At 62.5% G+C, this 23,186-nt stretch carries 18 protein-coding genes and 2 tRNA genes; 10 read left to right on the forward strand and 10 right to left on the reverse strand.

Features of this window, described 5'->3' with window-relative positions:
* Window positions 1-18: 18 nt before the first annotated feature.
* The 4 genes from NA29_RS22940 to NA29_RS22955 form a co-directional block, all read right to left on the reverse strand.
* Window positions 19-1,368: a lipopolysaccharide biosynthesis protein gene (locus tag NA29_RS22940; RefSeq protein ID WP_039393482.1), complete on the reverse strand. Its 1,350-nt coding sequence runs from the start codon at window positions 1,366-1,368 to the stop codon at window positions 19-21.
* Between the two features lies 1 nt (window position 1,369).
* On the reverse strand, window positions 1,370-3,064 hold the full coding sequence (locus tag NA29_RS22945; protein ID WP_231965090.1) for a glycoside hydrolase family 44 protein: 1,695 nt from the start codon (window positions 3,062-3,064) through the stop codon (window positions 1,370-1,372).
* Entirely contained in the window at window positions 3,042-4,361 is a 1,320-nt protein-coding gene (locus NA29_RS22950; protein ID WP_052252338.1) for a hypothetical protein, read from the reverse strand. Before NA29_RS22950 ends, NA29_RS22945 begins: the two co-directional genes overlap by 23 nt.
* 125 nt (window positions 4,362-4,486) lie before the next feature.
* Entirely contained in the window at window positions 4,487-5,203 is a 717-nt protein-coding gene (locus tag NA29_RS22955) for a polysaccharide biosynthesis/export family protein (protein WP_052252339.1), read from the reverse strand.
* 256 nt (window positions 5,204-5,459) lie between these two features.
* Here NA29_RS22955 and NA29_RS22960 point away from each other — a divergent pair, with 256 nt between their 5' ends.
* The 3 genes from NA29_RS22960 to NA29_RS22970 are packed head-to-tail and all read left to right on the forward strand — an operon-like array spanning window position 5,460 to window position 9,801.
* Window positions 5,460-7,589: a GumC family protein gene (locus NA29_RS22960; protein WP_072633362.1), complete on the forward strand. Its 2,130-nt coding sequence runs from the start codon at window positions 5,460-5,462 to the stop codon at window positions 7,587-7,589.
* A gap of 18 nt (window positions 7,590-7,607) precedes the next feature.
* Window positions 7,608-8,597, forward strand: a complete 990-nt coding sequence (locus NA29_RS22965) for a DUF6492 family protein (protein ID WP_039393485.1) — start codon at window positions 7,608-7,610, stop codon at window positions 8,595-8,597.
* Window positions 8,598-8,610: 13 nt separating this feature from the next.
* The gene (locus NA29_RS22970) at window positions 8,611-9,801 is read left to right on the forward strand and encodes an acyltransferase family protein (protein WP_052252340.1); all 1,191 of its coding nucleotides are present in this window, start codon (window positions 8,611-8,613) and stop codon (window positions 9,799-9,801) included.
* A gap of 19 nt (window positions 9,802-9,820) precedes the next feature.
* Here NA29_RS22970 and NA29_RS22975 read toward each other — a convergent pair whose 3' ends face one another.
* From NA29_RS22975 to NA29_RS22985, 3 genes are all read right to left on the reverse strand, one after another.
* Complete coding sequence (locus tag NA29_RS22975) at window positions 9,821-10,045, reverse strand: hypothetical protein (protein ID WP_039393487.1); 225 nt, start codon at window positions 10,043-10,045, stop codon at window positions 9,821-9,823.
* 132 nt (window positions 10,046-10,177) lie between these two features.
* A tRNA-Glu gene (locus NA29_RS22980) sits at window positions 10,178-10,253 on the reverse strand.
* 17 nt (window positions 10,254-10,270) lie between these two features.
* Window positions 10,271-10,346, reverse strand: a tRNA-Ala gene (locus tag NA29_RS22985).
* A 224-nt stretch (window positions 10,347-10,570) separates the two neighbouring features.
* On the opposite strand from NA29_RS22985, the gene NA29_RS22990 reads away from it, so the two are divergent.
* The 5 genes from NA29_RS22990 to NA29_RS23010 all read left to right on the forward strand — a co-directional run bounded on the left by NA29_RS22990 (window position 10,571) and on the right by NA29_RS23010 (window position 15,694).
* Window positions 10,571-11,764, forward strand: a complete 1,194-nt coding sequence (locus NA29_RS22990; RefSeq protein ID WP_039393488.1) for a hypothetical protein — start codon at window positions 10,571-10,573, stop codon at window positions 11,762-11,764.
* Entirely contained in the window at window positions 11,755-12,894 is a 1,140-nt protein-coding gene (locus NA29_RS22995) for a hypothetical protein (protein ID WP_039393489.1), read from the forward strand. Before NA29_RS22990 ends, NA29_RS22995 begins: the two co-directional genes overlap by 10 nt.
* Window positions 12,895-12,944: 50 nt before the next feature.
* Window positions 12,945-13,595, forward strand: a complete 651-nt coding sequence (locus NA29_RS23000) for a hypothetical protein (protein WP_039393490.1) — start codon at window positions 12,945-12,947, stop codon at window positions 13,593-13,595.
* Between the two features lie 78 nt (window positions 13,596-13,673).
* Window positions 13,674-15,056 (forward strand): CsgG/HfaB family protein, encoded by a 1,383-nt coding sequence (locus NA29_RS23005; protein ID WP_231965091.1) that lies wholly within the window; start codon window positions 13,674-13,676, stop codon window positions 15,054-15,056.
* Between the two features lie 173 nt (window positions 15,057-15,229).
* Window positions 15,230-15,694, forward strand: a complete 465-nt coding sequence (locus NA29_RS23010) for a CreA family protein (RefSeq protein WP_039393492.1) — start codon at window positions 15,230-15,232, stop codon at window positions 15,692-15,694.
* A gap of 45 nt (window positions 15,695-15,739) precedes the next feature.
* On the opposite strand, the gene NA29_RS23015 is transcribed toward NA29_RS23010, so the two are convergent.
* Window positions 15,740-17,689 (reverse strand): sigma-54-dependent Fis family transcriptional regulator, encoded by a 1,950-nt coding sequence (locus NA29_RS23015; protein WP_039393494.1) that lies wholly within the window; start codon window positions 17,687-17,689, stop codon window positions 15,740-15,742.
* 325 nt (window positions 17,690-18,014) lie between these two features.
* Between NA29_RS23015 and exaC the strand changes: the two genes are divergently transcribed.
* Both exaC and yiaY read left to right on the forward strand, forming a co-directional pair.
* Complete coding sequence (gene exaC, locus NA29_RS23020; protein WP_039393496.1) at window positions 18,015-19,535, forward strand: acetaldehyde dehydrogenase ExaC; 1,521 nt, start codon at window positions 18,015-18,017, stop codon at window positions 19,533-19,535.
* Window positions 19,536-19,695: 160 nt separating this feature from the next.
* Window positions 19,696-20,844, forward strand: coding sequence for an L-threonine dehydrogenase (gene yiaY, locus NA29_RS23025; protein ID WP_039401531.1), 1,149 nt, complete (start codon window positions 19,696-19,698; stop codon window positions 20,842-20,844).
* A 64-nt stretch (window positions 20,845-20,908) separates the two neighbouring features.
* Here the strand turns inward: yiaY and NA29_RS23030 are convergent, their stop codons facing one another.
* The gene (locus NA29_RS23030) at window positions 20,909-21,637 is read right to left on the reverse strand and encodes a hypothetical protein (RefSeq protein ID WP_150777530.1); all 729 of its coding nucleotides are present in this window, start codon (window positions 21,635-21,637) and stop codon (window positions 20,909-20,911) included.
* Between the two features lie 134 nt (window positions 21,638-21,771).
* The gene (locus NA29_RS23035; protein WP_084104076.1) at window positions 21,772-23,130 is read right to left on the reverse strand and encodes an MFS transporter; all 1,359 of its coding nucleotides are present in this window, start codon (window positions 23,128-23,130) and stop codon (window positions 21,772-21,774) included.
* Window positions 23,131-23,186: the final 56 nt, after the last annotated feature.

Consider the following 23,186-nt stretch of genomic DNA (forward strand, 5'->3'; position numbering starts at 1 on the left):
GCGTAGCGATCGGTCAAGTCAACGACGTGACAGCCGCCCCGCCGTCCACCGCCAGAGCGCCGCGAACGGCGACACGCCGAGCAAGCGGCGTGCGGCCCATGCGGCGGCGGCACCGTTCACGGCAATCGCCAGCGACGCCGCAACCGACGCGCCGACACTGCCGCCCATCGGCGTGAGCGCGGCCAGACCCACGAGCAGCACCACAACCGACACCACGTTGATACGCATCAGCGCGCGCGTATGTGCCGTCATGCCGAGCAATTCTGGCATCGCGGTGAAACACGCGGCAGCGATCTGACCGAGCGCAAGTACGCGCAAGGCGCTCGCGCCATCGTCGAACCCGTGACCGAACAGCCCCAACAGGAACTGCGGAATGACGAGCATGCCGAGCGTCACCGGCAGCGCCAGACACAACACCAGGCCGATGGCCTGCGCCGCACTGCGCTCCAGCCCCGGCAGATCCTGACGCGCGTAAAGACTGGCGAATCGCGGTGCAGCCATGCCGGTCACACCGCTGATCAGAATGTTGACGACCAGCGCCAGACGCCACGCCAACGCGAACAGACCCGTCTCGCGCGACGACGCCACAATCCCGAGCACAATGGCCGGTGCCGATGTGATCAGCAGCTTGGTGAGTTCGAGCGAGAACAGTGACAGACCCGGCTTGAGCAAGCCGGGAATCGCGCCATGCGGCTCACCCGCAGGCACGTCGCGCAGGAAACGGCGAAGCAGCACCGCACCCACCAATGCGGCCACCGTGAAGCTTGCGGCCGTGAGGATCAGCGTATTGACGACTGTCAGCTTGCCCGTCGCCACCAGCGGAATCGCCGCCACGCAGAAAACCGCAGGCCACAGCCACGAGTAGATCATCTGGCTGAAGCCCACGCGTTGCAATCCCGCGAGCGCACCGGCCACCGCCGCCCCCATGTTCTGCGGGATAAACGACAGCGCACCCAGCATGAGCGGCACGACAAGCTCCGGCTTTTTCAGGATGTCGTTGGCAAAGAGCGCCGCCCCACCCGCGAGCAGCACCGAGACGGCCGCCGACGCGATGAACACCTGCATCAGCGCGCGACGGATCGTCGGCCGCACGGCGGCAGACTCACCCGATGCGATGTCCATCGCCAACTGACGCGTGAGCGCCTGATCCATGCCGAGACGCCCGAAGCCTGCGAGCGCGACCATCGTGCTGAAGACGATGTAGAAGTTACCCGTCTCGACAACGCCCAACGCGGCCGCAATGAGCAGGTGAAAGCCGTACCGGCTCGGCAAATCCAGCAGCCGTACGCCGAGGCTGATCACGCTGCCGCGCAGCATCGAAGCCCCGGATTTCGCGGATGGCGCGGACGTGTTCGGCGTGTCCGACATCTCAGTTCACCGCCTTGCGAAGCACGAATAGCAGAATGCTCTGCGGCGGCAGATCGGCGCGCAGCGTGCTGCCGGAATAGGTAACGTCTGGCTGACGCGTCAGCTTGTTATCCGCCAGTTGCCAGACTTCGCCCGTGCCCGACGTGGCGAAATTGGCCAGCGAGACGCTAGCCTGTGCCGCGCGCTCGAGTTGCTTGTTGACGACGACGACAGTCAGCGCACCGTCCTTCGCACGCAATGCCGCGAACGCCGACACCGTATCGGGATCGGGGACCGTGGCCGACACGCTGGTCGAGCCGAATTCGCCGCCGTGGTCGTCGTAATTGCGATACAGCTTGATCGCCTTGTAGACCGGCATCGACGGATCGAGCGTGCCCCAGCGGGTGGCCATATCCAGTTTCTCGCGCCCGAAGATACCGAGGATGTCGGCCTGAGCCGTGGCCCCGTTCATGCGGGTATCCGCGCCCCAGTTGTACTCCGTGAGCGCGATGGGCGTGCCGGGGTAGTAATACGTATCCACCCACTGACGCATCATCGGAATCAGCGCGACCACGCTATTGATCCACGTCGGATCCTTGTAATTCGGATCCCACAGATTGCGCGTCGACTTGTTACGCATGAGCGCGATCTCGGTCGAATTGCCGTCGGCCGGTTCCTCGTACTCTTTGCTCTGCGGGTAAAAGTGCAGACTGAAGATGTCGACCGGACGACCGGCCTTCTTCCATTGCGTGAGCAGCCACGGAATGTACGGCATGCCGCCCGTCTCGCCCAGCCGGTCCGGCGCTTGCGCGTAGCCGTGCGTGACCGAATGCTGCTGGTCGAAGCCACTGTACAGATAGCCGTTCCAGCCCCACTCTTCCGGCGCGAGCACCTTGGCGCCCGGGTCCGCCGTCTTCACCGCACGCGAATACGCAATCACCTTGGCGGCGATCTCACTGGCGTGCGCGCCCGTCGGATGCGAGTTGTTGTGGATCAACTGCCACAGACTCGGCTCGTTATCCATCGCGTAGTACTTCACACCGCCCGCGCGCGCCGGGCCGAACTGCTGGACCAGTGCTGTCACACGCGCCTGCTGGCTCGCGGGATCGTCGGGCACGGTAGCGTCGTCCGGATCGTTCTTCACGAGTGTGCCGTCGCGCAGAATGCCGTTGCCCGCGTCGGTCATGCCGTCCACGTCGTGGTTCTGCTGCGGGCCGTACTTGGCAATGGAGAAGCTGGCCAGCCGGTCGCGCGAGCGCGAGAGCGTGGCCACACGGCCGAGCATGGAGATGGTGACGATCGGCTGCGCACCGGCGGCCTGCGTCAACGCGACGAAACGGTCGCCGAACTGATCGTTGATGTCCGCCGGATTGACCGGCAGGCTCTCGTAATACCAGTCGCGACCGGCGTTACGCGCATCGAGCCGCCAGTTGTACGCCGACGCACTGTTACCGCCCGAGCGGTTCAGCGGCGCGCGCAGATCCTGCAACATCGCCGTCGTACCGAAGTTGATGCCGTAGATCAGCGGACTGATCGGATGCCGGTTGGCCGCCGCGTCCACGGCGATCTCCACGGGCAGCGGTCCGCCGGGCGTGGCTTTGGTGCACGCGGCGCACGACAGCATCACGCCCGCGACCGCAAGCTGAATCAGACGGGGAATGACGCGGCAATACGGGAAAGACTGGGAAGACGCACTACGGCGCGGCAACACGCGCATGGAGACTCCGGGGGACGGCACGACGGTCGAAGCCACCCACACGCCACACGTAGACGAAGATCGCCAGAATCACGGCGGTCTCACCCGGGGCGAGCGTTGGCGGATAGAAGAAGGACACCAGCAGCACGAAGAGCAAATAGTCGTACAGCGCGCCGAGGAAATCGTCCTCGACTTCCACACGCAAGCGCCGATAGAAAAACAGTCCGCGCAACTGGAAACACAGAATGACGAACGCGCCGATCAGCCCGTACTCGAACACGATCCCGAGCCACGTAATGTCGGCGAGGAAGAAGAAGTGGTGGAAATACGTGGTCAGCGTGTCGCCGCTCGCCGGGCTGATCGTACCTACGCCGAAGAGCCAGCGCAGCGAATCGTTGCCGAGAAAGCGTGTTGCGAGCAGCGCCGAGATGCGGCGCGTATCGAAGCCGGTTTCCGCATTGGCGCTAAAGATGGTCGCGAGATATCCCATCGAGAACACGCCCACCAGCACAATCGGCGCCACAAGCATCAGCCCGATGCGCGCACGCGGGCGCGCCCACACGAACGTGTTGATGACGAGCACGCCCATGATGCCGATGGCGAGCGCGCGTGATTTCACGATCAGCAGCGCTACCGCCAGACAGATCAGCACGCTGACCAGATAGCCGACATGGCGCTCGAAGAACGCGCGGCGATAGCAGAAAAACAACAGAATGAACGGGAAGTACATCGACATCCGGATGCGATGTCCGCGACTGTCGTTTGTGAAAAACGGTGCTTGTCCGAAAACGTAGGTTTCCTTGTACCAGTCCGCAGGCACCAGCAGCCACATGAGAATCAGCGCACCGACAATGACCGCGCCGAGAATCACGAAACTGCGTCCCAACTCATGCAGCGTGGGCTTGAGCATGAGCAGCAGCGCGAGAAAGGAAAAGAAATACAGAATCGGCAACAGCTTCACCTGCGCCGTCACGCTGGTGAAGAAACTCTCGTGGAAATAAATCACCGCCGCAAAGCTCGGCACCAGCACAAGCCACGCGAAGCTCAGCAACACCTGGCGCGTGATCGGAAAACGCGGCTGACTGCCGAGTCGCAGCACGAGCGGCAACGTCAGAATCGGGAACGCCTTGGAGAGCGCCCACAACGGGTACAACGCCGTGATGTAGTGGAACGTCTGGCCGAACAGCGGGAGCAGCGCCACGAGAATGCCGACGACGAACGTGCGCGGCAAGCCACCCGAGAAGACTTCCGGCACGTCGTCGACTAAGTCGATCGTGCTGGTCGCGTCGGACATCGCACCGGAGGTGGCGGGCTTCATTTCGAGAGAGGGCTGCGCAGCTGTCACGAAGCGGTTGAAATCGGTAAGTAGACTTGACGGGTTTGCACTGCGAACTCGACAACATCAGCCGTCGCGAACATCGTGCGACGGCTGACCTCAGGCGATCAGAAGCTACGAGCGCCGTTGATGTCGTAGTTGACGTTCTTGTTGAACGGCAATGCCTTGTTGATGTACTGGTCGACCCACAGATCCACTTCGGCGATGGACGACTTCGGCACAAAGATAGTGTCGTTCGATTGCAGAACGATGTCTTGCGCCGGATCGCCTTGCTGCGTGAGTGTCTTGATGTCGACGGTGCGCAACATCGGACGGCCGTCCGGGCTGCGGCGAATCAGCACGACTTCGCCGGTACGTGCGGTGTCGAGCAAACCTTGCGCGGTGATGATCGCCTGCATCACGCTCATGCCCGGCGTGAGTGCGAGTTCACCCGGCTTGCCGACTTCACCACCGACGAAGACGTGCGCAGCGGTTTGCGTGACGGCGACCATCGCCATCGCGTTGGCCGTCATGTGGTTGTTCGCAAGCGCTCGGTTGACCGTATCGCCGAACTGCGCGAGCGTCTGTCCGGCCGCAGGCAGATTGCCCGCGAACGGCATGGCGACGGTGCCGTCAGGGGCCACACGGCCCTTGTAGTTGAGTTCGATGTTGAAGGGCAACACGACAGAAATGTCGTCACCAGGCAACAACTTGTACGGACTCGGCGTGGCGTCGACCCACGTCGCGAAGCGATCAGGTTGTTGGTATTTGGTGTCGACCCAGGTGTGGGAGCAGGCCGTCAGCGTCATCAGCGCCAGTACGCAGGCCGGGCGGAGCATATTCATGGGACAGATGGCACGAGGCCGAGGTGGTTTCACGGTTTGGACCGTACTCTAGTGCACTTCTGCCGTCTCGCCAAGCACGATAAATCAGCGTCAGATTTACGATAATGCCCGATTTAGGGGGACTTTAAGGGGACTTTCTTGCGTAAGATATGCGCCTTGAAACCATCAACCATCGCCGGGCAACCTTTCCGCTTCTTGCATCCCTATGGCAATTACGACTAGAACAAGGCCTGACCGGCACGCCGCGGTCGTCGACGTGACGATCCGGGACTACCTCAACACACTTTTTTACTACCGCAGGATCGCAACGACGGTGTTCCTCGCCATCGTGGCGCTCGGTGTGCTCGTTGCACTCTTCGTGCCGATTCCGTATCGCGCACAAGCCACACTGCTTGTGCTCAATGCGGGGTATTACGACCAGACCAACAATCCGAACGGTGGCGTATCGCTGCAACCGCCACCGGGCCAGCTCAATGGCGTGGAAGCGCAGATTCTGTCGAGTCCGGAATTGCATCGCGACGTCATTCTCTCGAAGCTCGGACCGGGTGCGACGGCCAGCGACATCGACCGCGAATTGCAGAACTTCGAGAAGCGTCTGCACATCGAGCAGAACGATCTCGCGAACACGATCACGCTGACGTATTCGGATACGGACCCGAAAGCCGCCGCCGATGCGCTGGCTCGCTTGCTCGACAAGTACTTCCGTCAGCGCGCATCGATCTTCACGCAAGGCCGCGTCAATCTGCTGGTCAGCCAGCGTGACGACGTAGGCAAGCAACTCGACAAGGCTGACGGCGATCTGCTCGCGTTCCAGAAGAAGCACGGCATCGTGAAGATCGACGATCAGACGTCGCGCGCCGTGCAGCTCGAGTCGCAACTGGTGCAGCGCAAGCTCGAAACCGATGCGAAGCTCGCGCAGGACCGCAGCGAACTGAAGTCGTTGCAATCGTCGACGAAGGATGTCCGCACTACGATTCCGATCTACACGGACGACTCCGAAACCAGCCGTGCGATCAACATTCTGCAAGGCTCGCTGAGCGAACTCGAGAACAAACGTGCGGACTTCGCGTCGCGCTACATGGCGACGTCGCCGTTCGTCGTGCAGCTCGACAAGCAGATCGCCGACATGCGCGCGAATATCGCGAAGCAGCGTCAGGAAATGATGACGGCGACGCGCATGGGGCATAACAACTACTTCGACGTCGTGCAGGAACGTCTGGCCGTGCTGAACGCCAGCATTGCCGGTGGCGTCGCACAGCAGAGCGCGCTCGAAGCTCAGATCAAGGAAACGCGCGACAAACTGCAAGGCATGAGCGACGTGTCGAGCCAGCTCAGCCAATTGCAGGCGCGTCGCGACATTCTTGCCGACAGCTTCAAAGAGCGCTCGCGTCAGGTCGAACTCGCCCGCGTGCAGCAGGGTCAGGTCAGCCAGATCAACGGCACCAACGTGCGCGTGATTCAGGCGCCGTTCCCGCCGTCGCAACGCAGCGTCTCGGCCAGCCTGCTGATCGCCGCATCGATTGCCGCAGGTTTGCTGATCTCCGCGCTGACGGTGCTGATCATGTCGAGCCTGCGCGAGACGTTCCTCAGCCCCGAACAAGTCGAGCGCGCCCTGCTATTGCCGGTGGTGAACGCCCCGGTGTTGCTGGGCGGCGATCGTCGGGGAGCCACGGCCGCAGGTGCGGCGGGCGGTGTCGGCGCGAACGTCGAACCGGCTTACGCGCGGCCTGCGCATCTGGCTTATGGCCGCATGATTGCTGCGATCAACAGCAGCACGGACAGCGTCGCCAAGGTTGTCATGGCGTTGTCCACCGGTAAGAACGACGGTCTATCTTCGGTCATACAGGGCCTGACCAGCGAACTCGAACATCGCTCCGGCAAGCCGATTCTCATTCTCGACATCGCGTCCACGCCGGATTCGCCGATGTATGGCAAGCCGAATGCGCAGGGTCTGCTGGAGTGGCCGTCGAACGGTGGCAGCGGCACGGCCAGCGTCGACGCAGTCAAGCCGACTGGCACCGACGAATCGAGCGTGCTGGCCGATCTGACTTTCACCCGTGTCGATGGTCACAATATTGTCGTGGCGCAGCCTCACAGTGGCGCGGTGCCGTCGTCGTGGCAACTGGTCACGCGTCTGTTCGATGCCCTGCGTGAGTCGCACGACTACATCGTGGTCCATGCACCGCCGTCGAGCCAGTCGTTCACCGGCATCGAAAACGCCCCGCTGGCCGACGCTACGGTGCTGGTCGTGCGCGCGGAAGCCACGCGCAAGCCGGTCATCGCCGGGCTCAAGGCGCAGGTCGAAGACGCCGGTGGCCGTCTGATCGGCGTGGCGCTCACGCATCGTCGCGGATATATTCCGAGCTTCATCTACCGGTTCTTCTAGTCGTCGGTTCAGCCCAACATGCAACAAATCAGCGCGATTCTGCCGATCAAGACACGAGGACGACACTACGCCGACAACATCGGCCGGTGCGACATTCTGTTCTCGTCGCTGCGCCACTTCACGACGCCGTCGCTGTTCCATCGTTTCGTGATCATCGTGCCGCACGACGAAGTGGAGGAAGTGCGCGGCTACGCGAAAGCGTGGTCCGACTTCCCCATCGAAGTGATCGACGAATCGCTGTACATGGGCGCGTTCAACGAGTTCTCGCAGCGTCACCAGATTCGCAACTGGCACCGTCAGCAGATCATCAAGATCAATGCACCGGAGTGGATCGAGACGGAATACTTCCTGATCTTCGATCCCGACTGCTTCGCCACCCATCACTTCGATTACGACTCGCTGATCGTCGACGGACGTGCGATTACCCACCTCAAGGGGCGCAGCGTCGAGCCGTACTACTGGGAAGCGTCGGCCAAGCTGCTCGACGTCGATCCGCACCTGGATCGTGAAGGCGTGTGGTGGACGCCCGCCACGCTCTCGCGCTCGCTGTGCGTGTCGTTGCAGGAGCGGCTCGAAGCCGTGAACGGCACCGACTGGAAGCGCGTGCTGCTCGCGAACTACGCCATCGACTGGACGGAATACACGCTGTACTGGCTCAACGCCGAGCGTGCCGGGCTGCTCGACAAGTACCACACGCAAGCCGTGCCGCCGCAGCGCACGCTGCACGCGGACGAAAGCGTGTGGTTCGCCGACAAGATGCAGGAGTGGGACGCCGCCCACTACTTCGCGCCCGAGAGCGACGGCCTGTTTGCCGTAGTTCAAAGCAACACGAAGATCCCGCTCGACCAGGTGGTGGCGAAGCTCTCGCCGTATTTCCCCATCAAGATTCAACCGTACGACCGCCACGTCGATCCGGTACTCAAGGGCGCCGAGCTATACTCCGCCGTGGTCCGTAAGGGACTGAAGATGGTCCAGAAGCTGCTGGGCAACGGAACGGGTATCAAGTGACCGGGGTAGTTTGATGGGCAGTCGCAAGACGGGTAATGGCGTGGACAGTGCGGTGAACGCCGCAGTGAGCAGCACCAAAGGCCGGATGGTCGGCATCGAGATTCTGCGTTTCTTCAGCGCGTTCGCGGTGCTGATCTGGCATTACCAGCATTTCTTCTTCCGCCCGGAGACGGCGTCCATCGACGTCGTGCGCAGCGCGCAGCCGCTCTACTCGCTGTTGCATCCGTTCTACGATTTCGGATGGCTCGGCGTCAACGTCTTCTGGACGATCTCCGGCTTCATCTTCTTCAATCGCTATTTGTCGAAGATCGTCGCGCGCAAGGTCTCCGGCGGCCTGTTCTTCCTGAATCGCTTCTCGCGGCTATACCCGTTGCATATCGTCACGCTCATCGCCGTGGCGGTGTTGCAGGCGTATTACGTGCGCGAGAACGCCGCATTCTTCGTCTACCCGTACAACACGCCGTACGACTTTTTCGTCAACGTGATCTTCGCGTCCGGTTGGCTCACACCGTACACCGACTCCTTTAACGGGCCGGTGTGGAGTGTCTCGACGGAAATCGTGATCTACGTGGTGTTCTTCCTGCTCGCGCGCTTCTGCCGCATCGGGCTGGTGTGGACGTTGTTGCTGATGTGCGCGTCGGCGGCAGCGGGCGGATCGCTGATCCATCTGCAGATCAAGGGCAGCGAATCGAACATCGTCTTCTGCGCCTTCTATTTCTTCATGGGCGGCGCAGTGCATCTGATCTACGAGCGGTTGCGCGGCGTGATCGAGCAGCACCGTCGTGCGACGGTCGTGCTGTGCTGTCTGGCCTATGTGGGGCTGATCGTGTTCTGCGCGGCCTTCGGCGGGACGAAATATCTGGCGGCGACGGTGATCGCACCGGTCTCGATCGTTCTGCTGCACGCGATCGAGCCGTGGATTCCCGAGCGGCTGGCACGGCCCATCGCCAATCTGGGCAATACGACCTACTCCAGCTACCTCATCCACTTCCCGCTGCAACTGGCCACGGTGATCGTGTTGCACCGCATGGGCATGTCGAGCGCGACGCTCGCTCTGAACCCGTGGTTCCTGGTGGCGTATCTGATCGCGGTGTTCTCGCTCGCGCGCGGGGTGTTCCGCGTGTTCGAAGCACCGGCACAGACGTTCCTTCGGCGGCGTCTGGCGTGGATCGGCGGGCGCTCAGCGACGAGCGCCGCCCGTTAGCCCGTTAGCCTGCCAACGCTCAATGATGGTGATGGTGGTGGTGCGACCAGAGCGGGTCCATCGAGTCGACGAACGACGCAACGGCATCCTTGTCGCCCGTGGCGTGGCGCATCAACTGGCCGCACTTGCACCAGCCCTGATAGGGCGTGATGTGTGAGCAGGCGGTCGTCTTCTGCAAGTACAGCGTGACGGGTTTGGCGCACTTGGTGCACTTGAACTTGAGAGTGAGCGCGGGTTTGCTCATCGAAAACTCCAAAAATACGCAAAAAAGCCGGATGTCGTGAAGACACCCGGCTTTCTGTTTTGCATTACCGACGCTGTGCGAATCTGACGCCGGTCGACTTCGATGTGCCAATGTCACACCGTTGCCGTTAGATGGCGTCCCCTAGGGGATTCGAACCCCTGTACTCACCGTGAAAGGGTGATGTCCTAGGCCTCTAGACGAAGGGGACAAAAATCGTCATTCGTTTGGTGGAGGTAAGCGGGATCGAACCGCTGACCTCTTGCATGCCATGCAAGCGCTCTCCCAGCTGAGCTATACCCCCGTGCGAAGAGGCGTGACTATAGCGCATTTGGGGAAAACCCGCAACTCCTCCCGGTAACAGCCCCCGACAACCCACCTACATCCCCCATACAAGACGTCCGGCGAAGTACCTATCAATTTAGATAGGAAGCCGATGCATTTGATTGACGGCAAATCGTTAGTAATCCAGTATTCCGCGATCTCGCGTCCGCTAGTTGCGGATGCGTAACGGGGGAGCATAAAAACATGAAAGCCGACGGGTTTCTCTTCCGTCTTGCTGTCGCTATTTCGATGGCATTCTCAATGACGTTTGCGGGGCAGGCTCTGGCCCAGACGACGGACAAGACCGTCACCTTTGCAGGCGCAGCCTACGGCGGCGACGCCGCCAGCATCGACAAACGATTTCCCTATTCGCGCGCTTACGAAGCCAGCCTGAAGGCCACGGGTGACTCGCCCTACAAGCGTCTGCTGGCCGCCGTGAATCAGAATCCTGCGCAGCACTTCAAGCTGACCACGGGTCCGATCGATCAGCTCAAGGGACGCGATCAGGCACTCGTTGTGTCGCTCGTCGTCAATACCGAGACGGTCTCCGTCGAACGCTTCGGTGCGATTCGCAAGCTCTTCGTGTTGTTGCGCGGTCAGGTGCTGTTCTTCGACTTCAAGTCGATGACGGTGCTGCGCTCCTATCCGGTCAGCTTCGGCTATGTCGACAATCTCGACCATGAGCCGACGCGTGCCGAGGTCCTCGACCGGGTGCGCATGGTGTACGACGGCGCGAACGGCAAGCCCGGACTGTACGCGCGCTTCGCGTCATCCGTTGCCGAGGCCCAGTTGCCCGATCAGGCCCCGCGCTACCTGCAAGTCACTCACGTCGACGTGACACCCGAAGCCGCCGCGTTCCTGCCCGACTATCTGAAGGCGACACCTGCCGCCGCCCAGACCTGGGTCGCCGACATGGTGAGCGAGGCCATCTCCACGCGCGTCGGCGTGCCGGTCGTGCCGTACTCGAAGGGCTACGCCATCGGCAACGTGATGTCGATGCAGATCATGGACGGCACCATCTACAACCTGAAGCTGCCGCAGCCCGATTACGAAATCGATGTCTCGCTCAAGAACTTCAAGAAGATCAAGTACAGCGAAAACGCCGTCGGCACCGCGTACATCTACGGCAGCTATGCGGATATCGCCATTCGCGAGCCGCTGACCGGCGCGACGTACCTCAACACGTCGCTCAAGAACGGCGAGGTGAAGCCAGTACCGGCATCGCAAACGTGGGTGGACGACTTCCCCGCGTATTACGACTCCGTCAACGGACTGTTCGTGAAGCTGGCCGAATCGGTGGCCGGTAAGGACACGTCATGGGTGAAGTCTGCCGCTTCGGCGTCGGACATTTCGTCGCAAATCGACAAGACGATGGGATTGATGAAGCTATGCAAGTGATGAAGAAACTGATGCTGATGTTCGCTGCGGCGCTGTTCGCATCGAGCGCGATGGCCCAGGTGCAGCAAGCCCGGGGCAAGGCCACCGTGACCTATGAGGGCTGGTCGATCTCGCGTGACGACAAGGCGCGCGCCCTGTCGGCCGCGCAACTGAAAGCCGTGGAGTTCTATTACGCCGAAGCCGGTGAAGCCGAGTCGGAGAACTTCGACGCGATTCGTCAGAAGATTCTCGCCGAGCCGGATCGCTACATTCTCGACTCGACGATCCTCGCGGAAGACGAGAACTCGGACAAGAAGCAATACACGGTGGCCGTGCGCGTCTCGCTCAACGTCGCCAACCTGCGCAACGCCGTGAAGTCGAACTCCGCTGTCGTCAAGGGCGGCCCGGCCGCACGCTCGCCGCTCGCGTTCATCTTCGTGTCGCGCGAAGTCGGCACATCGCGCGCCTACGACGACCGCGTGTACAAGCGCATCGACCGTAAAGCGGACGTCAATGCCCAGGTCAGCGCTTCCGAGCAAGGCGTCGAAGGCGAGAACATTCGCGGCAATTCGATTGGCACGAATGCGTCGACGAACTCGAAGGTCTCAGCTTCGATGCATAGCTCTGCGTCGGTCGAGACCGGCGGCAGCACCACGCGTCGCGCCACCGATTCGACCTACCGTCTCATTCCGAGCGCCAACCTGTCGCAAGTCTTCACGTCGACGTTCGCGAAGGCAGGCTTCAAGGTCAACGAAGCGGCACTGGTTGAGCCGTACACCGGCGGGCAGTTCAAGGTCGCCAACGTCGAGAACGACTACAAGAGCGGCATGGATCTGAAGCCTGCAACGCTCGCGTCGATGGTCAATGGCATGCGCGTGGCGAAGATGGCCTACATCGCGCTGGGCACGCTCGACGTCGGCCTCGCCGACCGCGATCCGAACTCCGGCCTGATGCGCGTGGCCGTCACGGTCAACGCGAAGCTGCTCGACATCGGTCAGACCATTCCCGACACCGTGGCGTCGGTCGGCCCCGTGCAATACGCCGGTACCGGCCCGACGGAAGAAGAAGCGCGTACCAATGCGCTGCGTCTTGCCGCCAACAACGCCTCACGCGAGTTGACCAGCCAGATCACCAATCTCAGCTTGCGTTAATTGCACGACTCACTAATCCGTTTCATTCATCCCCTGTGGAGAAGACGTTCATGAAGAAGATCATTGCCTGCGCCGTTGCAGCTGCATTCGTTGGTGTTTCGGGCGCTGCGTACGCGCAGTTCGGCGGCCTGACCAGCCTGGTCGGCGGCGGCAGCAAGTCGGACAGCTCGGTGGACCTGAGCGGCCAGCAAGCCGCACTCGTGAAGAACTATGTCGCCGCTAACGTCGACGTGCTCAACGCGAACGCCAAGATGGGCGAAGCGCTGGGTCTGAAGACGCAAGCCGAGCAGGCCGCTGCTGTCGTGGCGCAACTGTCGTCGGGTTCGACGCAGGATAAGGATTCGGCGTCGAAGGCCGTGAACGCCGTGGGCGACACGAGCGGCGCCATTGCAGCGAAGCTCAAGGAAAAGCCGGTGCTCGACGACGCTTCGAAGAAGACCTTCGCACAGGGCCTCGGCCACCTCGCGCTGGGCATGGTGCACTACGCCGGCATGCGTAACGACGTCACGTCGATGGGCACGAACATGAAGAGCGCATCGCCGATGGCGCTGACGTCGCTGGGCGGCGCAGCCTACGTCGTGTCGAACTTCCCGGGTTCGGTCACGGAAGCGGGCAAGGCGCTCAAGAACGCCATCGACTTCGCGCGCAGCAACGGCATCGAAGTGCCGTCGGACGCCACGAAGGCCCTCGCCGCGCTGTAATCACGGCAAGCCGACACCACACATAACAACGACATGATGCGTAAATCGCTCACGGGGGCCCTGGTGGCCCTCTTTTTTATGGCTGGCTGCTCCGAAAAGGCGGCTGACACTTCTCAGGCGCAAGCGCCTGCCTCGGCAACGTCCGCTGCCGCCCCTGTGCCGGACGTCGGCAAGGTCGAGACCGAAAAGGTGACGGCCTCGGGCTTCGGCGACACCGCTGGCGAAGCCACGACGGAAGCCATGAAACTCGCGCTGTTGCAGGTCAACGGCGCGGTCGTGCAGGCGCAGAGCGTCGTCGCCAAGTACGGCCTCGACGTCAGCCTTGGTCAGGATTCGGCATCGCTGCGTGCGAACGCCTTTGCCGAAGTCGTCGCGCAGCGTTCGGGCGGCGTGATTCAGCACCTGCGCGTGTTGAGTCTCGATGAACCCGGCGTGCTCAACAAGCGCTTCAAAGCCACCATCGAAGCCGACATCGCGAAGTTCAAGCCGTCTGCAGACATGCAGAAGCTGAAGGTCGTCGTCGGGCCGGTGCTGTTTGCGCAGGATCGTCTGCCGATGGGCGACATCGCTGTGCCGTCGAGCGAAGTGGCGGCTGTGCTGCGTCAACGCGTGAGCGACGCGCTGGTGCAGACTGGACGCTTCGCCGTGCTCGATCGCGAGATGAGCCCGGAGATCGAGCATGAACTGGACATCATCGCGTCTGGCCAAGCCCCGAGCGCAGAACTGACGAAGCTCTCGCAGGCAGCCAGCGCCGATCTGGTGTGGAGTGCGCGAGTGAGTGCGTTCAACTACACGCGTATGGCCCGCCAGTTGCGCACGAGCGATCGTCAGCTCGTGAGCTATTCGGGCGGCTGGGCACTCTCGCAGAAGATGGTGAACGTGGCGACGCGTCAGGTCACGGCGGCCGGTTCGCTGAGCAATGCGATGCCCGCGACAGCCCCGACTACGCTGAGCAACGGTGTCGACAGCCAGCGCATTCTCACCGAGATGGTCGATCAGGCCAGCAAGGCGATCGTGAGCGCGATTCTGCAGTCGACGTTCCCGATCACGGTGCTCGCCCGCGACGGCACCAACGTCGTCGTCAGCCAGGGCGGTCAGGCGCTGCGCGAAGGCGGTCGGTACGCGGTCGTAGCGATGGGCAACGAGTTCAAGGATCCGCAGACGGGGCAAAGTCTCGGCCGCACCGAGAACCCGTGCTGCGAGCTGGTCGTGGAGCGCGTGACGCAGAACCTGTCGTACGGCCATCTGGACAACGTGCGTGCCGGTCTGAATCTCGACACGCTGCCGATTGCCGGTCTTCAGGTGCGCGGCGAGTTGGCAGGACGTCCTGCACAAGCGTCGCAGCAAGCTACGGCGCAAGCCGGGACGCAGGCCGTAGCAGCAGCGGGTCCGAAGTCGGCAAAGAAGTCCACGCCGTCAGTCGGCGCTCAGGCAGCGCCTGCGCAGGACGACAAGTGGTAAGACGCCACGCCCGTCGCATTCGTCCGATATGACGGTGCGCAGCGACGGCGTATAAGCGTTTCCCGGAAGGGCTGAAGCGGCGATGGCCGTCCGTCACGCGACGCGAGTAAAATCCGCAACGCGTATGGCTGGCGATCGTCGCCGCTTCCGCAGTTTTGACGGGACACACTCTCATGAAGAAAGCAGTCGCGCTGGCGCTGATGCTCGCCGCGAGTTGGGCCCATGCCGAGAAGATCGGCGATGTCAGCACCGCATTCAAGTTCGTCGGGCCGGATCACAAGATCGTCGTCGACGCGTACGACGATCCCAAGGTAAAAGGCGTGACCTGCTATGTCTCGCGCGCCAAGACCGGCGGCCTCAAGGGCATGGTCGGACTCGCCGAGGACAAGGCCGAGGCGTCGATTGCGTGCCGTCCAGTCGGTCCGATCTCCTTCACCGGCCCGCTCCCCAAGGAAGAAGAAGTCTTCTCCGAAGGGCTGTCGCCCCTGTTCAAGAAGCTGCGCATCGTGCGCATGGTCGACAAGGCGCGCAATACGCTCGTCTATCTCACCTACTCCGACAAGCTCATCGACGGCTCGCCGCAAAACAGCGTCACCGCCGTGCCGGTAGATCGTGCAACGCAGATTCCGATGAAGTGATGCTCGCGACGGCCCGCGCAGACGTCGACGCTGCGCTGCGCGATGTCACCCGCGCAGCAACCCGAAGCGCCTGAGCTTGCGATACAGCGTGTTGCGGCTCACGCCGAGCCGTCGCGCTGCGGCGCTCACCTGGCCCTGACATGCGTCGAGCGCCGCACGCAGCGCCTGCCGCTCCGCCGCTTCCAGCGGTGCTTCGGTCAATCCGTCGGCCGGTGAATCGGACGGTGAAACATCCGTCATTGCGATGTCCGCTTCGCGTAGTTCGTCCGGCAGATCGTCGACGGTGACGACGCCATTCTCGCTGAGCGCCACCAGCGTCCGAATGACACTGCGCAGCTGACGCACATTCCCCGGCCACGTGTGATGACACAACCGGTCGAGCGCAGCGGGCGTCACATGCACGGCGGGGCCATGACCCATTGATTCTGCCTGCGCGAATAGCCGCCGAATCACCTCGGCCTTGTCCTCGCGCTCGCGAAGCGGCGGTACGGTGACTTCGAGCCCGCTCAGGCGATAAAGCAGATCCTCGCGAAACAGTCGTTCGTCGATACGCGCGTAGAGATCGCGATGCGTGGCACTCAGCACGCGAATGTCCAGCGGCACCGGCTCTCCACCGCCCAGCGGCGACACCATCCGGTCCTCCAGCACCCGCAGCAACCGCGTTTGCATCGCGAACGGCATGTCGCCGATCTCGTCGAGAAACAACGTGCCGCCATTCGCCTGCCACAGCTTGCCCGCCATCCCTTCCTTGCGCGCACCGGTGAAGCTGCCGCCGACATAGCCGAACAACTCGCTTTCGATCAGCGACTCGGGAATCGCCGCACAATTGAGTGCGACGAACGGTCCGCCCGAACGTGCGCTCGCCGCGTGCACTGCGCGTGCGAACACTTCTTTACCACTGCCCGTTTCACCGCGAATCAGCACGGGCACGTCGTGCGCGAAGACGCGGCAGGCCTTTGAGAACGCACGCGCCAGCGTGGGGTCGGAGAACGGCTGCGTGACAACTTCCGGCGCAGGGCGCGACACACTGGGCGCACGCCGGAGTACGCGCGCTGGCGCGCGCAGCATCGCCAGCAACGACTCACCGGCGTTCGCACCGGTATTGGCGTGCAGCGGCCAGCAGGCGCTCGGCGACGGATGCGCCCGCGCGAGCAGGGCGTCGAGCGTCTGCACGAACCATCGATCGACGCGCGTGCCCACCAGCGCGTCGCGCGTCACCCCAAGACAATTCAATGCGCTTTGATTGGCGGCGAGCACGTGCCCCGCATCGTCGAACGCGAGCAACGCCTGCGCGAATCCGCCGAGATGGTCCGCCTGCTCCTGCCATTGCAGCAGCCATTCGTCGCGATAGTGCTGAAAGAAATACTCGCTCTCGACGACCTTCGCCGACAGGTTGACGAGCGCCAGCGTATGAAACTGACTCTGACGCGTCAGATCCGTACTGGTAGACGACACATCGATCACCGCCAGCAGATCGCCCTGCGGGGCGAACACCGGACTCGCCGTGCAAGTGAGCGGCGTATGCAGTGCGCGAAAGTGGTCCTGCTGACAGATGATGACGGGCGCGCGCTCGACGGCGCACGTCCCGATGCCGTTGGTCCCCTCGCAAGACTCGCTCCAGTCCGCGCCCGGCCACAGCCCGGCGCGATGGAAGTCGTCGCGGGTGCCGTCATGCAGACGCGAGTCGACGATCACGCCGTCCGGGGCCGTGAGCAACACGGCCTGGCGCGGGTTCATCAACTGACGTTGCAGACGTTCCAGCACCGGAATGGAAACGTTGCGCAGGCGTTCCATCGCGCTGCGGCGTTCGCGCAATTGCGAGGATTCGAGCACGCGCGGCGCCATGCGCGCGCCCGGGTCGAGCGCGTGCGTGTCGAGACAGCGCCGCCACGAACTGGCGATGTTCGGGTCGGTCGCCACCGAACCCGATGGCAAATGGCCCTGCGCGACGTTCAGCACACGGCGTGCGTGTGCGGCTTGCGTACTGGCTGGCATTGGTCGTCTCCCCCGTGCCGGATGATCTGATGATCTCGTATCGTTCCCGAAGCATCCCCCATGCGCGAGGCGATTGCAATGCGCTATGTCAATCGGAAAACGCAAAGCGATTGACGGAGGTTCTGACGCGCACGGCGCTGTCACAGTCCTGAGACAACGTGTGCCACGTCGCAGGACACAGGTGTCACGGAATCGGTACACACCGAGCTGTCTCGCATGCCGCCAGGGCGCGTCGTTACGCGAATGGCCGGGTCTGGCCCACGACTTGCTTAGTACCGGCCTGCGCAGCCAACGTCCGCGCTACAACGATATCCGGAGACACAACATGAAATACGCCCCACCCGGCACGCCCGGTGCCCTGCTGTCCCTGCAACCGCGTTACGAAAACTTCATCGGCGGCAAGTTCGTGCCGCCCGTCGAGGGCCAGTACTTCACCAACACGTCGCCGGTCACCGGTGCGGTCATTGGCGAATTCCCCCGCTCGAACGGCGCAGACATCGAACTGGCGCTTGACGCTGCGCATGCGGCGGCGGCCAAGTGGGGAAAAACGTCCGTACAAGCCCGCTCGCGCATTCTGCTGCAGATCGCCGACCGGCTTGAATCGCAACTGGAGCGCTTCGCCGTGGCGGAGACGTGGGACAACGGCAAACCCGTGCGCGAGACGCTCGCCGCCGATTTGCCGCTGGCCGTCGATCACTTCCGTTACTTCGCCGGTTGCATCCGCGCGCAGGAAGGCACCGCCGCCGAGATCGACGAGCACACAGCCGCCTACCACTTCCATGAGCCGCTGGGCGTGGTCGGACAGATCATCCCGTGGAATTTCCCGTTGCTGATGGCCGCGTGGAAGCTTGCCCCTGCGCTCGCGGCTGGCAACTGCGTGGTGCTCAAGCCCGCCGAGCAAACGCCGCTCACGATCACGCTGTTTGCCGAACTGGTCGGCGATCTGTTGCCACCGGGCGTCCTCAACATCGTGCAGGGTTTCGGCCGCGAAGCCGGTGAAGCGCTGGCAACGAGCAAGCGCATCGCCAAGATCGCCTTCACGGGCTCGACGCCTGTCGGCAATCACATCCTGACGCGCGCCGCCGCCAACCTGATCCCGAGCACCGTCGAGCTGGGCGGCAAGTCGCCGAACATCTTCTTCGACGACATCATGCACGGCGAGCCGGAGTTCATCGAGAAGGCCGCAGAAGGTCTCGTGCTGGGCTTCCTGAATCAGGGCGAGGTCTGCACATGTCCGTCGCGTGCGCTCGTCCAGGAATCGATTTACGAGCCTTTCATGGAAGTCGTGATGAAGCGGGTCGAGCGCATCAAGCGCGGCGATCCGCTCGATACCGAGACGGCCGTGGGCGCGCAGGCGTCGCAACAGCAGTTCGACAAGATCCTCACGTATCTCGATCTGGCGCGCAAGGAAGGGGCACAGGTGCTGACCGGCGGCGGTATCGAGATGCTCGACGGTCCGCTGGCGTCGGGCTTCTACATCCAGCCCACGCTGCTCAAGGGCGAGAACCGCATGCGTGTGTTCCAGGAGGAAATCTTCGGGCCGGTGGTCGGCGTAACGACTTTCAAGAACGAAGCGGAAGCCCTCGCCATCGCCAACGACACCGAGTTCGGTCTGGGCGCAGGTGTGTGGACGCGCGACATCAATCGCGCCTATCGCATGGGTCGTGGCATTCAGGCTGGGCGTGTCTGGACGAACTGCTATCACCTCTACCCGGCCCACGCGGCGTTCGGCGGCTACAAGAAGTCCGGCATCGGCCGCGAGACGCACAAGATGATGCTCGACCACTACCAGCAGACGAAGAATCTGCTGGTGAGTTACGACGTCAATCCGCTCGGCTTCTTCTGAGCAGTCCCTCTAGTCGTATGTGACCTTGCAGTAGATCAAAGACGCATCGCGCAGCGAGTGCGATGCTGTCTTTGATGCATGCAAAAGATGATTCTGGACACCCCGCCGCGCCATTTGCGCGCGGGGAGTGCCCCTCACAGAACAGATAAGGAGCATGACGATGAGCACGACCTTCTTCATTCCCGCCGTCAACATGATGGGCGTGGGCAGCCTCGACGAAGCGATTGCCGCCCTGCGCCAGTACCATTTCCGCCGCGCCCTGATCGTGACCGATGCCGGTCTCGCAAAAGCGGGCGTAGCCGAGAAGGTGGCGAAGCTGCTGACTCAGCAGGACATTCAATCGGTCGTCTTCGACGGCGCGAAACCGAACCCGACGGTGAGCAACGTCGAAGCGGGTCTGGCGATCCTCAAGCAAAACCAGTGCGACTTCGTGATTTCGTTGGGTGGCGGCTCGCCGCACGACTGCGCGAAAGGGATCGCGCTGTGCGCGACGAACGGCGGTCATATTTCGGAATATGAAGGTGTCGATCAGTCGAAGAAGCCGCAATTGCCGCTCGTCGCGATCAACACCACGGCGGGGACGGCGAGCGAGATGACGCGCTTTTGCATCATCACGGACGAAAAGCGTCATGTGAAGATGGCCATTGTCGACCGCAACGTCACACCGCTGTTGTCCGTCAACGATCCCGCCCTGATGGCAGCGATGCCCAAGGGGCTGACGGCCGCGACCGGCATGGATGCGCTGACGCACGCGACCGAAGCTTACGTGTCGACGGCCGCCACACCGATCACCGACGCGTGCGCGCTCAAGGCCGTCACGTTGATCTCGCAGAACCTGCGTCGTGCGGTGTCGCACGGCGATGACATGACGGCGCGGGAAAACATGGCGTATGCGCAGTTTCTGGCGGGCATGGCGTTCAACAACGCGTCGCTCGGCTACGTACACGCGATGGCGCACCAGTTGGGCGGTTTCTACGATCTGCCGCACGGCGTATGCAATGCTGTCCTGCTGCCGCACGTGGAAGAGTTCAACGCGAGCACCAGCGCGGCGCGTCTGAAAGACATCGCGCAGGCGATGGGCGAGAAGGTTGAAGGGTTGAGCGACGAAGAGGGTGCGAAGGTCGCCATCGCGGCGATTCGCCGGTTATCGAAGGACATCGGCATTCCGTCGGGGCTGGCCGAACTCGGTGCGAAGAAGGACGACGTCCCGACACTCGCCGCCAACGCCATGCAGGACGCCTGCGGGTTCACCAACCCGCGTCGCGCTGAGCAAGCGGAAATCGAAGCGATTTTCCTGCGAGCGTTCTAACCGGGCGCTAACAAAGAAGGCATCGCCCCGGAACAGGGCGACGCCTTCACGGCCTAACGGTTGTTCAGCGCGCGGACTTGAACGATGCCGCAAATTCGGGCAACTGTGTCAGCAGCGCACTATCGAGACCCTGAACCGCAGTCGGGAGGTCGTCCACCATGCGTGCGTAGGTGTTGTAGTACGGCGCGTCGTGCGGCAGTTTGGTATGCGTAGACGAGTAAATGACGTCTTTGGCATCCGGCCCGAGAATCTGCACGCTCAATTTGACGGTCCGCATGAATGCAGCAAGAGAACTCGCGGCGAAATAGTTCTCCGCGAGCGTCGATTGCACATACGCATCCACCTTTTGCTCCGGTGCAGCACCCTCGCGAACGGCCTTGAATTGCTCTGCGGAGACTTCCACAACGTTATAGCCCTGGCGACGGAAGACGTCGATCACGCCGTCCGTCACCTTGCGGTTCACCCCTGTGTCACCGACCCGCTGCGTCACAAGCTCATCGAAGCTCGCCGTGTTCTTCTCACGATTCGCGTTTCCAACGGCTCCCGCGACGTTAGCCACCGCTGCCACAATCAGGTCCGTCGGCGTAAAACCGATCATCCGTGCACTGTCGACCGAATTGGCGCGGTACACCGGTTTTTCGGCCGTGACGACTGCCACGGTCTTCACCGACGCCAGTTTGTCCTTATTCACGACCGCAGCCGGCGCGCACGCCGACAATATGCCAGCAGCGACGACGCACGCCCCCACCAGTCTGACCCAACCTGCAAGTTCCTTCGTAGCGTTAAGTTTCACGTTTTGTCCCGATATCTGATCTGTCGTTTTGTATTCGAGGGGCATCGCGCCTGAGTTCTCATCCAGCGAGAATTGCCCCCGACAGAGCATTACGGATAATTACGCGTGTTTCTTTAGCTTTCCGATATAAATATTCACGCCGCCGCAGGCACCCCCGGCACCCGCTCACGCCGTTTCATCCGCCACCAGATCAGGATGGCGACGAACGCTTCGAGCGCGGCCACGATCCAGAGGCCGCCGTTGAAGCTGCCCGTCGCATCTTTCACGATGCCCAGCAGATAAGGTGAACCGAACCCGGCAAGGTTTGCCACCGAGTTGATGAACGCCACGCCCATCGCGGCAGCACCGCCCGCGAGATAGGCATTCGGCAACTGCCAGAACACCGGAATCGCGCCCATCGTGCCGGACACGGCAATCACCAGACACAGGAACGCCGCCACGCCGTTGCTTCCCGCGAACACACCGACGCCCGCCAGTCCGCACGCCCCGATGAAGACCGGGATCGCGCAATGCATGCGCGCCTCGCGCCGCTTGTCGGCGCTGTAACCGATGGCGATCTGAAAGATCGCACCGAAGACGTACATCACACCGACGAGCAACCCGATATGCAACGGATTCGTCGGACCTAACGCGCGCACGATGGTCGGCGCGAAGAACGAGAGCGTCGCGTTCGCAGCCACGATGCCGAAGTAGATACCCGTGAGCAGCCACAGCTTCGGGCTGCGCACGGCGAGCATGAAGCTATGCTCGCGTTGCCCCGCGCCCTTGCGGTCGTTGTCCAGATCGGCCTGCAGCACACGCTTCTCTTGCTCCGACAACCAACTGGCCTGCTCCGGCTTGTCGACGAGGAACCACACGGCCAGCACGCCCGCGAGGACCGTCGGCACCCCTTCGAGCAGAAACAGCCATTGCCACCCCGCCCAGCCGTTCACGCCATGCATGCCGTTCAGGATAGCCCCTGCAAGCGGTGCGCCTACCACCGACGACACAGCCGACGCCGAGATGAACCACGCAAACGCCTTCGCGCGTCGGTGCGCCGGGAACCAGAACGTCAGGTACAGCAGCACGCCCGGCTGGAAACCCGCCTCGAACGCGCCGAGCAAAAAGCGCATGACGTAGAAGTAGGCGGGCGAATGCGTGAACATCATGAGCACGCAGATCGTCCCCCAACCCAATGTGATGCGGGCGAGCGTGCGTCGCGCGCCGATGCGCAACAGCAGCCAGTTGCTTGGGATTTCCAGAAAGAAGTACCCGAGGAAGAAAATGCCCGCGCCGATGCCGTACACCGTCTCGCTGAAGCCGAGATCCTGCTGCATCTGCAACTTCGCGAAGCCGACGTTCACCCGGTCGATCCACGCGAGCATCCACAGCACGAAGATGAACGGAATGATCCGCCACATGATCTTTCGGTAGATGGGATCGAGCATGCGGTCGTCCGGCTTGGCGAACGCGTTTGTGCCGTCGCTCGTACGCGACGTTGGCTGTTGGTTCATATGGCCTCCTGCTTTGTTTGGTATCGACCGTTGACGTTGGGACGAGCGACGACTAT

The organism is Pandoraea sputorum (assembly GCF_000814845.2).
GTDB lineage: Bacteria > Pseudomonadota > Gammaproteobacteria > Burkholderiales > Burkholderiaceae > Pandoraea > Pandoraea sputorum.

Excerpts from the sequence above, each read along its gene's own strand:
- NA29_RS22940 (WP_039393482.1), bottom strand. The coding sequence starts at position 1,368 with ATGTCGGACACGCCGAACACGTCCGCGCCATCCGCGAAATCCGGGGCT.
- NA29_RS22945 (WP_231965090.1), bottom strand. The coding sequence starts at position 3,064 with ATGCGCGTGTTGCCGCGCCGTAGTGCGTCTTCCCAGTCTTTCCCGTAT.
- NA29_RS22950 (WP_052252338.1), bottom strand. The coding sequence starts at position 4,361 with ATGAAGCCCGCCACCTCCGGTGCGATGTCCGACGCGACCAGCACGATC.
- NA29_RS22955 (WP_052252339.1), bottom strand. The coding sequence starts at position 5,203 with ATGAATATGCTCCGCCCGGCCTGCGTACTGGCGCTGATGACGCTGACG.
- NA29_RS22965 (WP_039393485.1), top strand. The coding sequence starts at position 7,608 with ATGCAACAAATCAGCGCGATTCTGCCGATCAAGACACGAGGACGACAC.
- NA29_RS22970 (WP_052252340.1), top strand. The coding sequence starts at position 8,611 with ATGGGCAGTCGCAAGACGGGTAATGGCGTGGACAGTGCGGTGAACGCC.
- NA29_RS22975 (WP_039393487.1), bottom strand. The coding sequence starts at position 10,045 with ATGAGCAAACCCGCGCTCACTCTCAAGTTCAAGTGCACCAAGTGCGCC.
- NA29_RS22990 (WP_039393488.1), top strand. The coding sequence starts at position 10,571 with ATGAAAGCCGACGGGTTTCTCTTCCGTCTTGCTGTCGCTATTTCGATG.
- NA29_RS22995 (WP_039393489.1), top strand. The coding sequence starts at position 11,755 with ATGCAAGTGATGAAGAAACTGATGCTGATGTTCGCTGCGGCGCTGTTC.
- NA29_RS23000 (WP_039393490.1), top strand. The coding sequence starts at position 12,945 with ATGAAGAAGATCATTGCCTGCGCCGTTGCAGCTGCATTCGTTGGTGTT.
- NA29_RS23005 (WP_231965091.1), top strand. The coding sequence starts at position 13,674 with ATGGCTGGCTGCTCCGAAAAGGCGGCTGACACTTCTCAGGCGCAAGCG.
- NA29_RS23010 (WP_039393492.1), top strand. The coding sequence starts at position 15,230 with ATGAAGAAAGCAGTCGCGCTGGCGCTGATGCTCGCCGCGAGTTGGGCC.
- NA29_RS23015 (WP_039393494.1), bottom strand. The coding sequence starts at position 17,689 with ATGCCAGCCAGTACGCAAGCCGCACACGCACGCCGTGTGCTGAACGTC.
- exaC (WP_039393496.1), top strand. The coding sequence starts at position 18,015 with ATGAAATACGCCCCACCCGGCACGCCCGGTGCCCTGCTGTCCCTGCAA.
- yiaY (WP_039401531.1), top strand. The coding sequence starts at position 19,696 with ATGAGCACGACCTTCTTCATTCCCGCCGTCAACATGATGGGCGTGGGC.
- NA29_RS23035 (WP_084104076.1), bottom strand. The coding sequence starts at position 23,130 with ATGAACCAACAGCCAACGTCGCGTACGAGCGACGGCACAAACGCGTTC.